At 39.0% G+C, this 15492-nt stretch carries 10 protein-coding genes; 3 read left to right on the top strand and 7 right to left on the bottom strand.

What is annotated here, in order from left to right:
- Positions 1–11: 11 nt before the first annotated feature.
- The 5 genes from WG906_RS18935 to WG906_RS18915 all read right to left on the bottom strand — a co-directional run bounded on the left by WG906_RS18935 (position 12) and on the right by WG906_RS18915 (position 6634).
- Complete coding sequence (locus tag WG906_RS18935; RefSeq protein WP_339994463.1) at positions 12–929, bottom strand: sugar phosphate isomerase/epimerase family protein; 918 nt, start codon at positions 927–929, stop codon at positions 12–14.
- A 9-nt stretch (positions 930–938) separates the two neighbouring features.
- On the bottom strand, positions 939–2048 hold the full coding sequence (locus WG906_RS18930) for a Gfo/Idh/MocA family protein (protein ID WP_339994462.1): 1110 nt from the start codon (positions 2046–2048) through the stop codon (positions 939–941).
- A gap of 622 nt (positions 2049–2670) precedes the next feature.
- On the bottom strand, positions 2671–3324 hold the full coding sequence (locus WG906_RS18925; RefSeq protein ID WP_339994461.1) for a YceH family protein: 654 nt from the start codon (positions 3322–3324) through the stop codon (positions 2671–2673).
- A gap of 98 nt (positions 3325–3422) precedes the next feature.
- A complete protein-coding gene (locus WG906_RS18920) occupies positions 3423–4691 on the bottom strand; it encodes a DUF1501 domain-containing protein (RefSeq protein ID WP_339994460.1) in 1269 nt (422 codons plus the stop codon).
- A 20-nt stretch (positions 4692–4711) separates the two neighbouring features.
- Entirely contained in the window at positions 4712–6634 is a 1923-nt protein-coding gene (locus tag WG906_RS18915; RefSeq protein WP_339994459.1) for a DUF1800 domain-containing protein, read from the bottom strand.
- Between the two features lie 218 nt (positions 6635–6852).
- On the opposite strand from WG906_RS18915, the gene WG906_RS18910 reads away from it, so the two are divergent.
- Positions 6853–7500 carry a DUF2652 domain-containing protein gene (locus WG906_RS18910; RefSeq protein WP_339994458.1) on the top strand — a complete coding sequence of 216 codons (648 nt, stop codon included), beginning with the start codon at positions 6853–6855 and terminating at the stop codon, positions 7498–7500.
- Here the strand turns inward: WG906_RS18910 and WG906_RS18905 are convergent.
- On the bottom strand, positions 7475–8680 hold the full coding sequence (locus WG906_RS18905) for a Pycsar system effector family protein (RefSeq protein WP_339994457.1): 1206 nt from the start codon (positions 8678–8680) through the stop codon (positions 7475–7477). The genes WG906_RS18910 and WG906_RS18905 overlap by 26 nt on opposite strands.
- 252 nt (positions 8681–8932) lie before the next feature.
- Here WG906_RS18905 and WG906_RS18900 point away from each other — a divergent pair, with 252 nt between their 5' ends.
- Together WG906_RS18900 and WG906_RS18895 are read left to right on the top strand one after the other, a co-directional pair.
- Positions 8933–9832: an SdiA-regulated domain-containing protein gene (locus WG906_RS18900; protein ID WP_339994456.1), complete on the top strand. Its 900-nt coding sequence runs from the start codon at positions 8933–8935 to the stop codon at positions 9830–9832.
- The gene (locus WG906_RS18895) at positions 9822–13583 is read left to right on the top strand and encodes a BamA/TamA family outer membrane protein (protein WP_339994455.1); all 3762 of its coding nucleotides are present in this window, start codon (positions 9822–9824) and stop codon (positions 13581–13583) included. Before WG906_RS18900 ends, WG906_RS18895 begins: the two co-directional genes overlap by 11 nt.
- Positions 13584–13627: 44 nt before the next feature.
- On the opposite strand, the gene WG906_RS18890 is transcribed toward WG906_RS18895, so the two are convergent.
- Positions 13628–15343, bottom strand: a complete 1716-nt coding sequence (locus tag WG906_RS18890) for a S8 family peptidase (RefSeq protein WP_339994453.1) — start codon at positions 15341–15343, stop codon at positions 13628–13630.
- Positions 15344–15492: the final 149 nt, after the last annotated feature.

The raw sequence follows: 15492 nt of genomic DNA, 5'->3' as shown, positions 1-15492 counted from the left end.
ATATCCCGATCTTATGCACCAATTGCTTTTAATGTATCGTCCACAAATCGCTTAGCCCGTGGAATATCTTCCTCGTCTAAATGCTCGATAATAATTGGAATATTTGGATGTTTTTTGGAAAGCAGTTTTAGATACAATTCATAGTTCAGCACTCCAAGACCTGCTGCCGGAAGTTCTACATCACCGGCACCACGGAAGGTATGCGATTCTACTGCATCAATCGCTGCATGTTTTTCTTCATTACTTTCTGCCTGTTTGATATCTTTGGCATGGGCAATCTTTATCTTATCTCCAAGGGCGTTAAAAATCCGGTAGAGTTTTGCGTCAACATCCTTAATATTGGATCCATTGAAGTAGTTGGTAGGATCCATTAAAAGTCCTAGTCCCGGATGATCTACTTCACTGAATAACCTTAATAATTGATCAACACTTCCAATAACATTGTTTACATAGTTTTCTACCAGGAATACAGCATCATGTGTGTAGGCAAATTCCGCCAGTTCCTGAATTACTGCCTTAATTTCCTGAAAAGCCTCTTCGGTAGCATTTCTTTCATGAAAAACCCAGTCGCTGCTTGGTTCGTATGTTCCGGTTTCACTAATCACATAAGGAGTTCCAAATTCACGTGCGAACTTTAACAAGGTTTTTACATACTCAATATTCTTACGCTTTTTTTCAGGGTCAGGGGAAATAAGATTTGTGTATCCTGAAATCGCAACGATTTCAATATTTGCATCGCGGAAAGCATTGCGTATGGTACGCGCTTTTTCGATGGTCAATGTCTGGGGTAAGGTGTGCGGGTCGTTCAGGTCGAAATCTTTAAAACTCAGATCAAGCTGAATACAATTGAATCCGTCTTTTTTTACTTTGCTGATTGTTTCTTCAAGCGTGTATGGATAGTATCCATTAAAAATACCTACTGAGATCATTTATACTGGTTATTTGAGGGTTTGTAATGTTTCGGATAGTTTTACAGTTCTTTCTTCTTTGATGGATAAATAAAGCGCATCGATGGTCGCCATGGTGCGCAGATTGTCGCGACCATTTATTTCTGGTAGTTTATCTTCTTCAACAGCGCACAGTAATGAGGCCATTGTTCCTTCAAAAGCATCGGGAAACCACACCGTGTCCCACGATGGTTCAATCCATTGATCCGGAAATTTCCGTGAGGTAAACTTTAGTGTACTTAAACCTTTCTCGGGAAATTTAGGCCAGCCGATCTCACCGACAGCCATTCCTTCCAGGCCTTCTACCCGCCATCTGATGTACATGTCTTTCTGAGTTCCTTCTCCCTGCCATGCCCAAACATCGTCCAGACTCGTTGCCATCAGCCCGTCTGCATATTGAAAAGTGTATTGTGTGATCCCGTCAATGTGAGGAAATTTGGTTCGTGGATCCTTCCTGGTTATCGCCGTTACTTTCTCGGGGTCACCGAAAAGGTAACGAAATGTATCAATGTGGTGAATTCCCATATTCAGCATCTCAAGGCGGTCGTACTGTTGAAGAAATTCCTGCCAGTGAGGTATTGCCCTCATATCGATTGTAGCAAGAACTATTTCGCCAAAGTAATTATGCTCGAGCAGGGTTTTCAATGCCCTTATCGACTGGTCGTATCTCATATTGCTGTTAACAGCCAGTTTAATTCCTGCCTGCTCGCATAAAATCACGATTTCATTCGCCTCTTCGAGGTTCATCGCCAAGGGCTTCTGGCAAAGTATTCCTTTAATATGATCGTTTTCTTTCACCGCCTTCCGCACTATTTCCAGTTGTTTGTCTGGCGGCACGGCAATATCAAGGATCTCTATGTTTTTATCCTCAATTAATTGCTGCCAGGAATCATAAACATTGGGAATGTTAAATTCTTTTGCAACATCCTCTGATCTGGCCCTGCTGAGAGAGGCTATTCCATAGGAATTAAAGCCTGCATTGCGGTAAGCTACCTGATGGCAGCCCCGAATAATTGCTCCTGAACCAATAGTGCCAATCCTCCAGTCCTTTCGCGAAGGCATTTGAGCCGCTATTTTCAGATCTAATGTAAATTTATTCATTCTTTTTTAAGAAATGGGTTCAATGGTTAGATTAAATTCTTTATGAAACACAAAGCTTACAACAAGAGCGTTTGCTACGGGCTGTTTATTCCGTCCCGACTACCTCCTCAGGTAAGGGCTTTCTTAATAGGCCAACCTTTTAGATTTTTCCGGTATTAAAGGACGTGTTTATAATTTTGGTTTAGTTTATTACCAAATTTACTCAGGCAGATAAAGAGTATATTATAGGATATTTACATGATAATGTAAGATACTATCCAAACTTAAAGGCATTTAATCTTAACAGACAAGGTTTTTTGAACTTGCTATCACTGGTAAGATTCTTCTGAAGATTGCAATTTCTCCCGCAGCATAACATTTACTGCCCCTGGATCTCTGGTTCGGGTAAACCAACCTTTCGTAGATGTTAGGAATCGTCACTAACAGTATTAAAGCGTTGCTGGTTAGATACCAGGAAAAGGTCATTACCCCTATCCCACCAACCGCTGCACTTAGTATAGCATGGGATCATCCTGGTCCATCAATAAAGCCGCCTGCAGAACCACTTAAATGAACGCTTCAACTACTCTATAGTACTTCCGGGAATTTAACAAAGCAATGGAACAACCCTGGGCACAGGTCTTTATCCCATCAGTTCTTTCATCAACTTATCAAAAGCTTCTTTCATTTCGGCTAAATCCTGTTCGAGTTTTGAAACACGGCTTTCGAGTTCCCCTACCGATCTCCTCGCTGGTTCTTCGGGCAAATCCTCTTCGTCAAAATCCGGGCTAGTACCCAATAAATGCATATAACGAACTTCTTTTTGCCCTGGCCTGCGTGGTAACTGAACAACATAAGGCATTTCTCCTGCGGAAAGTTTTTCTAAAACATCTTGCACTTCTTCCAAAGTTTCAAACTCATACAACCTGCCGGAATTCGTGTTTAACTCCCCGGGAGTTTGGGGTCCCCGTAAAAGCAACAGACAAATAATAGCTACTTCAGAAGGCAGCACAGGAAATGCAATAGCAAAATTATGCTTGTATTTTATCACACGACTGGATCCGCCCGTTGCTGTGGATATCAGCCCTCTCTTTTTCAAAGAATTAAGCGCAAGTACTACGGTTTCTTCATCATAATTCACCACGGGCTTCCGCGATGTCTTTTGATTACAGGCTGCGGTAAGCCCATTTAATGTCATAGGATAATAGTCGGGGGTAGTTTTACACTTCTCCATTAAGGCCCCCAAAACACGCTGTTCAGTTGAATCTAGTATCGGCAAATTTTGTTCAGAATCCATTGGTACGAATATAAAATTAATTCGGCTAGAGTGGAACTTCCGATGATTTTGACCTTGTAATTTGTTTATAATAAGTCAATCTTAAAATTGGCACCAATTTAAGTTTTCATTACCCCTATTTTATCTCCCTTCCAGTCCGGGAATAAGATCTTATCATTATTAATCTTCAAATGTTTATCAGCTACCTCGCTAAAAACACTTCGGAAATCAGTTGTAACTGAAAGGTCACGTCCATCTTCCAGATTTTCTACAGATAAGGGCTTAACATTTCCATGAACCAGACCACCCTTCACATCATTCCCTAAAATAAAATTGCACGAGGCCCGTCCGTGGTCTGTACCTCCGGTTCCATTTTGACGTACAGTACGTCCAAATTCAGTCATGGTCATCAGTGTTACATCATCCTGAAGGGTTCCCATATCTGTCCAGAAAGCCATGATACTACTGCTCAAATCGTTTACATTCCTGGCAAAAATTCCTGTATCAGTTCCCTGATTAAAATGAGTATCCCATCCTCCGGATTCAGAAAAAGCGACTTCCAATCCCACATCCATTTTAATTAACTGAGCTATTTGCTTTAGCGAATTTCCCAGAGCTGTGGGCGGATAAACGGCACCATTGGCCGGTATATAATTTTTTGTATCTGTTTTTTGAAGCATTTTAATCGCTTCAAAGCTTTCTTTTCCTGTTTCCTTTAACAAGCCTGAGCTTGTCTGATCATACAGATCTTCAAAACTTTTTGATACCCGGTTTGCGCCGGATTGGTTACCTCTCATCTGAATGTTAAAATCCTGTAAGTTGCTTATTGCCACAGCCGGATTATCTCCGTAAAAAGCTCTAGGAAGAGAGGAAGTTAAGCTTACTGCCTGAAAGGGGGTAGCGGCTTCATGTCCAAGCAAACCTACTGCCCTGTTCAACCAGCCGCTTGCAGTTCCTTTATTAAAAGGAGTCCCTGATTCCATGTAATCCTGGGCGTCAAAATGCGATCGGGTTGAATTGGGAGACCCGATTCCATGGACGATTGCCAAACGTTTTTCACGAAATAAGGGCTCAAAAGCATTCATTGAAGGGTGCAAGCCAAATCGCCCGTCTAAATCCAGCAAAGGTTTGTTATTACCTGCTTTTGCAGCCGACATAAATAAAGTTGGACGGGCAGCCTTTAGATATTGGTCTGTAAAGGGGGTAACCGCCATAAGGCCGTCCATTGCGCCTCTCTGGAATATGCACACCAAAACTTTTTTCCGCTGGAAAAGACCCGGAGCCTTTATTGCAGCAACCGCCTCTGATAAAAAAGCAGGAATTCCTCCTATTCCAATTCCAAATAAAGCCAGGCCACCGGCTTTTATAAATCCTCTTCTTGAAGTCATGTTATAAGCTTTAAAAATTTCTATTTACGTTGATATTCAGGCGAACCGATAATAACGCCTACCACCTGGGCGAGCATCGAATTATTTCCCGCCAAACTTTGCATTGCCGTATTATCCTTTTTCCCTGACTGATTTGGTTTTTCATTCAATTTTCCGGGCCTTTGTTCCATAATAACCGCATCCTCATTCACCATCGAATTCATGTCAACTGAGGGCGCCGCTTTAGCTGCAGCTGTTTCAACCTTCACTAGCAGATTGGGATCGTTCAGCATAGGTGTAAGACGCTTTATGGTTTCGTTTAAATTCCTTTCCGGCAGTATTATACTACTGTATATTTTCAATGCAGCTTCGGCACTCTCTGGTTCCCGGTTATGGTTTAACTTTGCGAGGTCTATCCTGACGCCGGGAATTCTTTGTGAGGCCAGGGCCAATCCAAAATTCATTCTGTTTAATAATGCCCCGGTATTAATCCAATACTGGCCCTTATCCGGAAAACCTGTAGGTGCCTGATAGTAATACATTTTTTGACCCATTTTACTTATCCAGCTGTAAAGCTGATAAGGTGCCTTTATTTCCGCATCCAAACTTCTAACAGCGCTTATAGCTAATTCAAAAGGTGATTTCGTTTTTTCCCGCAATGCTTGCTTTGACCAAAATTCGGGAGACGATACCATGGTAATTAAAACCTGTTTTATATCCCCTTCTTTAGCAGTAAAGGTGCTGGCCATTTTATCTACCAAATTTTGTGATGGGTTATCGTTGACAAAACGCACTGCAATTTTTTTAGATATGAACTTTGCAGTGGATGGATGACGGGCGAGCATCTTCAGCAGCTCAACGCCTTCTTCATAGCCGCCACCCGCAGCAAATTTTTTACCTAAAACAACTTTCTCCTTTGTATCATGCCTGTTAGCAGCAAACAAAAAATCACCCTCGTGTACAAAGCCTCTTTTCTCTAAATTTGCCATGCCTGTTTTATCAGCCATTTGCTTCATCTGAGGGCCGTACCCGCGGTCTCCCATCGGATAAATGGTCCAGCCCGTTAGAACGCGGGCAGCCTGGGTTACATCATTTTGCGTATACCCGCCGTCAACGCCCATTGTATGCAGCTCCATCACTTCGCGGGCATAATTTTCATTCAGGCCCCGGGCGTTTTTTTTCTGCAGCAATTTTGCATTTTGCGGCCTTCCAGGGATAGCAACCTGGTTCATTTCTTCATTGATACCCATACTGCTGAAATTATCGAGGTACATTAACATCGCCGGAGATTTTGCTGTCGCCAGTAATAAATTTTCAAAATGACCTAAAACATTCGGACGAATGACATCCCTTTCATAGGCAGGAATAAACTCTGCGCATTGATTTTTATTTAACGATACATTAAAATGGTTAAACCAAAAATCTGTCAGCAACTCCTGCAACTGATTATTGGTATAGGTGGCACGCAAAATCTTTTGATTAATGAACTGCCGGAAAAGTTCTTGCTGAGGCCTCAGACCTTTTTGCTTCATATAAGCTTCAAGTTGTGCCCTGTAAACTTTTTTATCCGACTTATTAACAGAATCTCTGCTAATAACGCCATCCGCCTGAGCCATCCGATAGACCCGGTTTCCCTGAGGAAATTTGTTTACAACCTCGGTGTTGCTGAGGTTTATCGCGTCAAAATCGCTTAACATTTCATTAAGCTCTGCATCAGATTGCCTGGCATCAAGCTGCTGCTGAAACCATTTCTCTAAACCTGTTTCAACTACTTTATCGATATCACCGGCGCTGGGCCCATAAGTAAACCTGCTGAGTAAGTGAGCCGCGGCTTGTCTTTCCGTTAAACCCGCTTCTTTGTAAGAAAATTTATAAAGGGGCAGCTTCTCATTGAAAAAGGAAGCGAATAAGCAGCTACAAATAAATGCCGCTAAAAGACCATAAACCTTTGTAGTAGTTTTCATGCTAATTGATTAGTCGTGATATTATTATGACACTGACGAATTCAAAAGGATTAATCATCAGGAAAAATATTTTCAAAAATTTCGTTCCCGGCCCCATTCCTGATTTAATTCTAATTTCTGACTTTCATTTATACAGAAAAGCCATAATTATGAACTCTATTTTCTGATTCAAGATAAACAAATCAACTATTTAAACGCTTATCTTTATCACTTCAATTATGGAAAAAAACGAAGACATTAAAGGCGCTTTTTTTTGTGTACCTGATATAACAGGATTCACAAAATTCATTTCTACTACAGAACTGTCTTTCAGCAGCAGATTTATTCCAGGATTATTGCGAAGACTTGTAAGTGCGAATATTATTAAAATGAATGTGGGTGAGATAGAAGGAGATGCAATATTTTTCTATAAAACCGGTCGTTTACCTGCGGTTAATATGGTTGCCAGGCAATGTCAGCTCCTTTTCGAAACGTTTTATAATTATTTAAAACTGACAGAGAAAGAGGATCCCAAAAACTTCAAAAAATATCTGGCAGACGGTCAAATGGGTCTGAAAATCATTATCCATTACGGCGAAATTATAACAGCAAATATTAAAGGTAGAACCAAACTAATTGGGCAAAACGTTATAATAGCGCATAAATTACTGAAAAATAGTATCCAAGAGGGTGAATATGTTTTGTTAACACATGATTATCTTAGCAAGACAAATGGAAACAATATTAAACAATATTTTCCCTGGGGTGAATTTCAAGAAGGTTCTGAAACATATGAATACTTAGGGGAAGTTAAATATTCATACATTCCGTTTGAAATCAGCTTAGTTTTTTCGAATGATGTTATGAACCATAAGAAAAAATCATAATTACAATAAAAGCTACTGCGCAAAGAACTAGTCCCCCCATAAATATATTGTAAGACCAGCTTAAGAGTTTATATTTTTTCACGAGTACCGAACCCAGGTGATATATATCTACCGACATACTATCATAAAGTTCCTCTCTCTCGCGTTTTAATTCTTTGATCCGGCCCACAAAATCTTTGATCTCTAACTGAGCGAAATTTCCGAAAAACAGAATACTGCTGTCTTTCTTAGAAAGTTCATACTTTTCTTTGGTTGTAACATTAGGCCGCGAAGAAAGTATAGCAAAAACCACCGCCAATAAACTGGTTACAAGTAAAACTCCCATAGGGATAACAAACCTGAAACTACCGAATTCATTCTGTCCGGAAAAAGTGTAGCCCGATCCGAATAATGTAATAACCAGTGAAATTATGATTGTATTAATACTGATCATAATTCCTGCTTTATTATCTGCGATCTGGCTCAGGTTTATATGATAATCATAAACAGAGCGGTATAAAGTTTCAACCCCTCTTCCCTCTTTTTGTGGCTTATCCGGATTATTTTTCTCAAGTTTGAAATTTAACTTCTCCTGGGCAATTCTCAGTTCCTCAATTCTCTCTCTCTGCAAACGAATGTTAACTTCCCGCTGATCGTCAAATTTCACAATAGCCTCTTCGGTAACAAAATTGGTAGAAATCAGGAAATTGAGTTGAATTTCAGCCCATTCCAGATCTGTATAGATTTTGCTCAGCAATCGCTCCCACTCAATCCTTAATAATTCAGCTCGCTGAACAAATTTCTTCTTACCTATATTAATATAATCTGCGTCATGAAGTATTTCCTGTAAAGTACCATCAGGTACGCTGCCCGCTTTAGTCGATAAAATTAACTCTTCAACCTTTTTTATATCCTCCAGAGGGTAATCCCCCTTAATAAAATCATTGAACATTTTGATACTTATCTCTTCATGCCCCAGATAGGTTTCTATATATCCTGTATCATGAAAAATTGCCGCCAGCAGTAAGAGCTCGAGATCTCTGCTTGTTAGATTGTATGAATTAGCAAGTTCTTTACAGGCCTTAACTGTTTGGAAGGTATGCTTATAATTGTGATAAACATGGTCTGGTGGAAGCTTTTCCTTAAATAAATTAAATACGTACTCTTCTGCACTTTTAATTATCGGGTTAGCATTTTTCATGGAAATAAATTATTTTTTTAATGGTGAATGTCTTAATGTGCTTTTATAATTCTGATATTTGCAAACTCACATTAAATATTCATTTAAGATCGTTTTATACAATCAAAAGTATTTTAACTCTGTTCGGGTAAATTCTGATTACCCAATTTCATATTATTTAGAGAACTTCCAAATAGGTATGAAACTATAACGTACAATTTTAGTTATTATAAAACTTAATTGTTGTAACATTAAATTATTATTATTTCATCTATGAACAGAATAAGTCAGCTTTTGTTAGCTCTTTTTTTTATTTCATGCGGAACATCAGACAAAAAAGCAGATAATCAGGATTCTGTTTCCAAGCCTACTCTCGAACCTATAGGGGGTAAACTTTACAGCGTTCCCAAGGAATTAATGGAAATCTCCGGAATTTCCTTTGTTACAGACAGCACCCTGGTTGCGATTCAGGATGAAGAGGGATTGCTTTACTTTTACGATTTAACGAAGGAGGAAATAACAACGAAATATGAGTTCTGGAAAGGAAAAGATTATGAGGACCTTGCAGTAGTTGGTGACGATTTATGGATTGTAAGCAGCTCGGGCGCCCTTTATGAATTAAAAAACTTTAAAAAGGGTCAGTCCAAACCGAATGTTTTTAAAACTGTTCTCAAAGAAGAAAATAATATTGAAGGCTTAGCTTATGATAAAAAGAAGAACAGATTACTTCTCGCCGTAAAGGATTTTAGTCTTGATGGAAATGAAGAAGAAAAAGATATATATGCCTTCGACCTTAAATCTAAAACACTTAATACCGATGCGGCTTATTCCATTAAGAAATCTGAAATAGAAACTTTTTTTAAAGGCGATGAAATAGAAGAATTCTCAAAAAAAATACTCAAAGCAGTAGGCAATCAAAATTTAAATGAAGTATTCAGAACATCTGCATTAAACTTCCATCCCAAAACCGGCGAACTGTATGTGCTTTCGTCATTAAACAATATAGTAGCCGTATTAAACAGTAAGGGTTCTATTACTAGAATTTTAGAATTGGATGGTAAGGAATTTGTACAACCTGAAGGCTTAGCCTTCACAAGTGACGGCAAATTATTTATATCAAACGAAGGAAAAGGCGGCCAGGCAAACATTATAGAATTAAACTATGAAGATTAAGTTTTTTAATCAATTTACACTTATAAGCTCCATTATACTCTTTTTAACAGGCTGTATAACATTAAAACCATTCTACGACAAAAGTGAATTAGCCTGGGAGAAAGCAACACCACCCGACTCAACACATTTAAAATATACTGTTTTTCTAATTGGGGATGCCGGAAATCCGGATGCCAACCGTCAGGAACCTACACTTAAACTTGCCCAAAGCCACATCTTTAAACAGCAAATGCTAAAGATCGCAGGAAAAGACAGCGTGCTATATAATTCTAATCCCAAAGATGTTGTCATGTTTCTCGGAGACAATATTTACAATACAGGCTTACCTGAACCTGAGGACGCCGACAGAAAAGAAAAGGAGCGGAGAATTATTGAGCAGATGAATATTGTCAAGGATTTTAAGGGTAGAAAAGTCTTTCTTCCCGGCAATCATGATTGGAATGAAAGTTATCCAGGTGGCCTTGCAGCGATAAATCGCCAGGAAGAGTTTGTAGAAAACTATCTTGATTCTAATGATGTCTTTCTTCCCAGCGATGGTTGCCCCGGCCCTGTAGAACTTCAATTAAATAATGACCTGGTAGTTATTGTACTGGATAGCGAATGGTGGCTTTATAAATATGAAAAACCCATAGCTCCGGACAATGGATGCACCGCGGGAAGCCGCCTTGAAATTCTGGAACAGGTAAAAGATATAATTGTAAGAAACAGAGGCAAAAACATTGTTATTGCGCAGCACCATCCCTTATTCAGTAACGGAAAGCACGGTGGATATTATTCTCTTAAAGATTATATGTTTCCATTAACGCTTGTTCGTGAAAAGCTTTTTATTCCCTTACCTGTAATTGGCTCCATATATCCTTTTATGCGCCAGTACGGGATATCGAGACAAGATTTATCTAATAAAGATTATCAGCAGTTAAAACGCGGACTGTTAGCAATATTAGAAGAAGAAAAGAATGTTGTAATTGCAACAGGACATGAACACGCCCTTCAGTTTAACAGATATAATGATATAAGCCATATTATTAGCGGAGCGGGTGCAAAATCAAACGGGATGACCAAGGGAAATGAAGCTTTATTTGCTCATGGTACCAAAGGGTTTTCAAAAATAAATTATTACGATAACGGACAAAGCTGGGTCGAATTCTGGGAACCTGTAGGTGATGGCTCAGAAGGTAAATTAATGTACAGGGCCCCTCTTTATGCTATTCTGCCCAAAGATGCCTCTGAAATTCGTGAAGAAAAGCAAATTAATTATAAAGACAGCGTAAAGGTTATAGCTGCGGGTCCTCAATACGAAGCTGGTGGTTTTAAACGTACATTTTTTGGCGAACATTATCGCGACACATGGGCCACGCCGGTTAAAGTCAATTATTTAGACCTGAGTACCTTTGCCGGTGGTCTCACTCCTTTAAAAATGGGTGGAGGAAAACAAACCACATCCCTGCAGTTGGATGGTAAAGATGGAAACGTATACCAGTTCAGAACCGTCCGAAAAGATCCCAGCGCTTTATTACCGGAAGGATTTATCCGGACTTTTGCGGACGACTTTTTTCAGGATCAAATATCCTCGGCCCATCCTTATGGCTCTCTCATTGTGCCTGATATGGCAAAAGCTATCGGAATTTTTTATGTAAGTCCTCAATTGGTTTACATGCCTTACTCCCGTTTATTGGGCCCCTACATTCAGCAGGTTGGCGGACAATTGGGAACTATTGAAGCAAGACCCGATGAGGATGTTTCTGACTTTAAATCATTCGGGAACGCAAAAAATGCAATAAGCACCCACAAATTATATGAAAAGCTTCATAAAGACAACGACAATGAAGTTGACCAGGTAATGTACTTAAAGGCCCGCTTATTTGACATTTTAATAAGTGACTGGGACAGACACGAAGACCAATGGCGCTGGGCGGAGTTTAAGAAAGAAAAAGGATCAATTTACAGACCTATTCCCCGCGACAGAGACCAGGCTTTCACAAAATATGATGGTACCTTACCAAGATTGATCACAAAAGTAGTTCCTGATCTTCAGTCATTTGAATATGAGATCAAAGATGTATCCAAACTCTCTATCGCTGCCCGTAATCTTGACAGAAATTTCCTTAATAAGTTAACTCATGAACAATGGTTACAGGTAGCATTTGAAGTACAAACCAAATTAACAGACAAAGTCATTGAAGATGCTGTACGGAAAATGCCGCCGGAAGTGTTTAATATTTCGGGAGGAGAAATTATCGGGAAACTTAAATCGCGAAGAAATAATATAACCAAGGCTGCAGAAGAATACTATGCCGTGCTTACTAAAGAAGTAACAATTACAGGCACTGATAAGCACGAATATATATTAATTGAAAATATAGGCGATTTTACAAGACTTTCTATTTACAAAATTGATAAAGATAGAAAAGTAGATACCAAGATTTTTGGGCGTACTTTTCTTAGTAAAGAAACCCAGGAAATAAACATTTTTGCCTTCGAAGGTCGTGATAGTATTGTTGTTAAGGGTGATGCTTCAAAAATAAAAATAAGAGTAGTAGGGGGTGCGGATGCCGATCATTATACTGATAATACAACCGATCAAAGCAAAAATATTATAGTATATGATACAAGAGACAATGAAGCAACCATAAATAAGGGAAAAAGCACCAAACTGGCACTTTCTAAATATGAAAGCGTACACGAATACAATCGAAATGCATTTAAGTATGACAAGAAAAGTCCGATGCCTTCTTTTGATTACAATGTTGACGACGGTTTATTTATTGGCGCAGGTTATCAGTTGAGACATTATGGCTTTAGAAAAGAACCCTATAGTTACACTCATAAAATTACTGCGAGATATGCTCCCCGAACTCATGCACACAGCATCAATTACACGGGAAACATCTATTCTATCTTTGGCAGAAATAAAGATATAATAATACAAGCTGCATTTAATGGTCCTAAGTACACATTTAATTACTTTGGGCAGGGGAACTCCACTCCTAACGTTGGTGACGATATCGATTATTACAGGGTGAGAACCAAAAATATTTCTTTTTCAACCTTCTTTCAACGACGCTTTACCCAGGCCTTTAAAATCGGAATCGGACCTGGATACGAGTTATACTGGATTGAAAAGCCGTTGAACAATTTCTTAACAAGCGGAGATTTTTTGGAGAAAGCTGATTTGGATAACCCTTCAAGATTTGCTACTCTGCGTTCTTATGCTAACATTGATTTTGTGGATAATGAATTGACCCCTTCATCCGGCGTGCGCTGGAAGAATGAAATTAATTATTTTAATGCTGTAAATAGAACAAAAGATAATTTCTTGCAGCTTAAAACAGATATAGCATTTTTTGGAACCCCAAATTTCAATTTCCCGGTAACAGCGGCCTTAAGAATAGGGGGGGCAACAAATATTGGGAATTATAAATTTTTTCAATCAAATTTCCTGGGTAATACCACTAATTTGAGAGGTTATAGAAATAACCGCTTCGCCGGAAAATCATATGTCTACCAAAACTCCGAACTCAGGTTTAAAGTTTCCACCTTCAGGAATTATATATTAACAGGAAACTTTGGCTTATTTGGATTCTTTGATTCAGGCAGAGTCTTTTCTAACATTCCTGAAAGTAATGATTTGCATACCGCATATGGGCCCGGGGCATGGGTTAATTTTTATAACAAGTTCCTTCTCTCAGCTGGTTATGGCATTTCTAAAGAAGGAAGATACTTTAGTATAAATAGCGGATTTTCGTTCTAAAAAAAATGCCGGAGCTGTCTCCGGCATTTTTTTTATACTAATACTTACAAACTCGAATTATTAATTTTTGATGCCAGTTGTATAGCATTATAGGCGTTTACGACCCCGCCAGAAATGGAAATCTCATCCAGCTTAACTTTTTTACTTGAACCATCTTCCTTGATCTTAACTTTTTGATCAATCTTGGTTACCGATTTCATTATTATATCTTTAACCTGCACTGCGGTAAGAGAGGGATAATAAGACCTGATTAAGGCTGCTAAACCTGCAACCACCGGAGAAGCCATACTTGTGCCGTCATTGGGTTCATATTTTGAACCGGGAATTGTTGAATTTACTTTAACACCAGGTGCAAACACATCTACAGACATCTTTCCGTAATTGGAAAAACTCGCAACGAGATTATCGTCATTAGTCCATCCAGACGCGCCAACTTCTATCCAGTTTTGAGCCCTTGGTAAATCAAATCTTGACTTTGCATTCGCGGTATCCTGCGGAATTACTTTAGTTACCTCCGGAGGTCTTCTATATCCCTGCAGAGACCTGCCATCAAGTACCTGAGGTTTTTCTATCGACGTAATATTTCCATAAATTCTATTCGGAAAATTCACCCCGAAGTCGGTATTCTTTCCATCGTTTCCTGCAGCGTGAACTAAAAGGACATCCTTAGATTCGGCATATTTTACCGCGCTGTCTACTACTGCCTTATTCCACGCATAAGCTTTACCGAAGCTCATATTGATAACTTTTGCACCATTATCTACGGCATAACGGATAGCATTTGCAACATCTTTGTCACGCTCATCACCATCAGGAACTGTACGAACTCCCATGATTCTAACATTGCCAGCAATACCATTTATTCCGATGCCATTTCCCCTGACTGCCGCTATTATACCGGCTACATGGGTGCCATGTTCTGCGTCAGGTCCTGTAATATCAGAATTACCATAAATTCTGTTCGAAGTATTGGAATAATCATCTTTGACAGAATCCCTGGGATCATAATCTATATTAAGGTGATAGTTGACCTGGGAGCTATAATACTTATAGGTATCATCAATATCTTTTTTGAATAGCTTATAATCCGGTTCCTTCTTCATCTCGGATTTAATAACTTTTAAAACCTTTGATTCTATTTCGTTGGCAGATTCATATTTTTCGAAATCCTTTAAAGAAGGAGCCGGCTTGCCGATCTTTACAGTAATTTCTTCTGTGATCTTTTTTATTACGGCTAAGCTTTCATAACCCCGGCGTGCATTATCCAGACGAGTCATATAATCAGTAACCATTTTCTTGTACTGAGTAAATTCTTTCCGCTCCTCTTCTGATAGAGGTGTGGAATTTACTACAGATGCATATTTATCTTTGAGTTTCCTCACAAGCCTGACCACCTCTAAATTATCATATCGAACATTTCCATCTTGAGAACCAAGGAAATTCCAACCATACAGGTCGTCTACATAGCCATTCTTATCGTCATCTTTATTGTTACCAGCAATCTCTTTTGTGTTTTTCCACATGACCGCTTTTAAATCCTCGTGCTCTTCATCTACCCCACCATCTATGACGGCCACTACAACAGGAGTACTGGGCTTCCCTTTAAGCAGTTCATATGCTCGCTCGGTACTGATCCCCATAACCCCATCTCGTTGTAAATCTAAATTCTGCCAGTTCTCTTTAGGCTTTTCCTTCGATTGCCCCAAAACAATCATCGGAACGAAGGCCCCGATCAAAACTATTTTACGTATTAAATTCATATTATTTTTCTATCTAAATGCTCTTCTATAACGAATAATTAGTTCATTATTTCTTAATACTTAAAGATTATAATAAAAAGCCGGATTTTGTGAATATTCTTTGACAATAAAGGTTCAAACATGTAATTAGCTAATACCTCTGATAATAA

Source organism: Pedobacter superstes (genome assembly GCF_037622515.1).
Lineage (GTDB): Bacteria > Bacteroidota > Bacteroidia > Sphingobacteriales > Sphingobacteriaceae > Paradesertivirga > Paradesertivirga superstes.
This window is presented reverse-complemented; position numbering and strand designations above follow the sequence as displayed.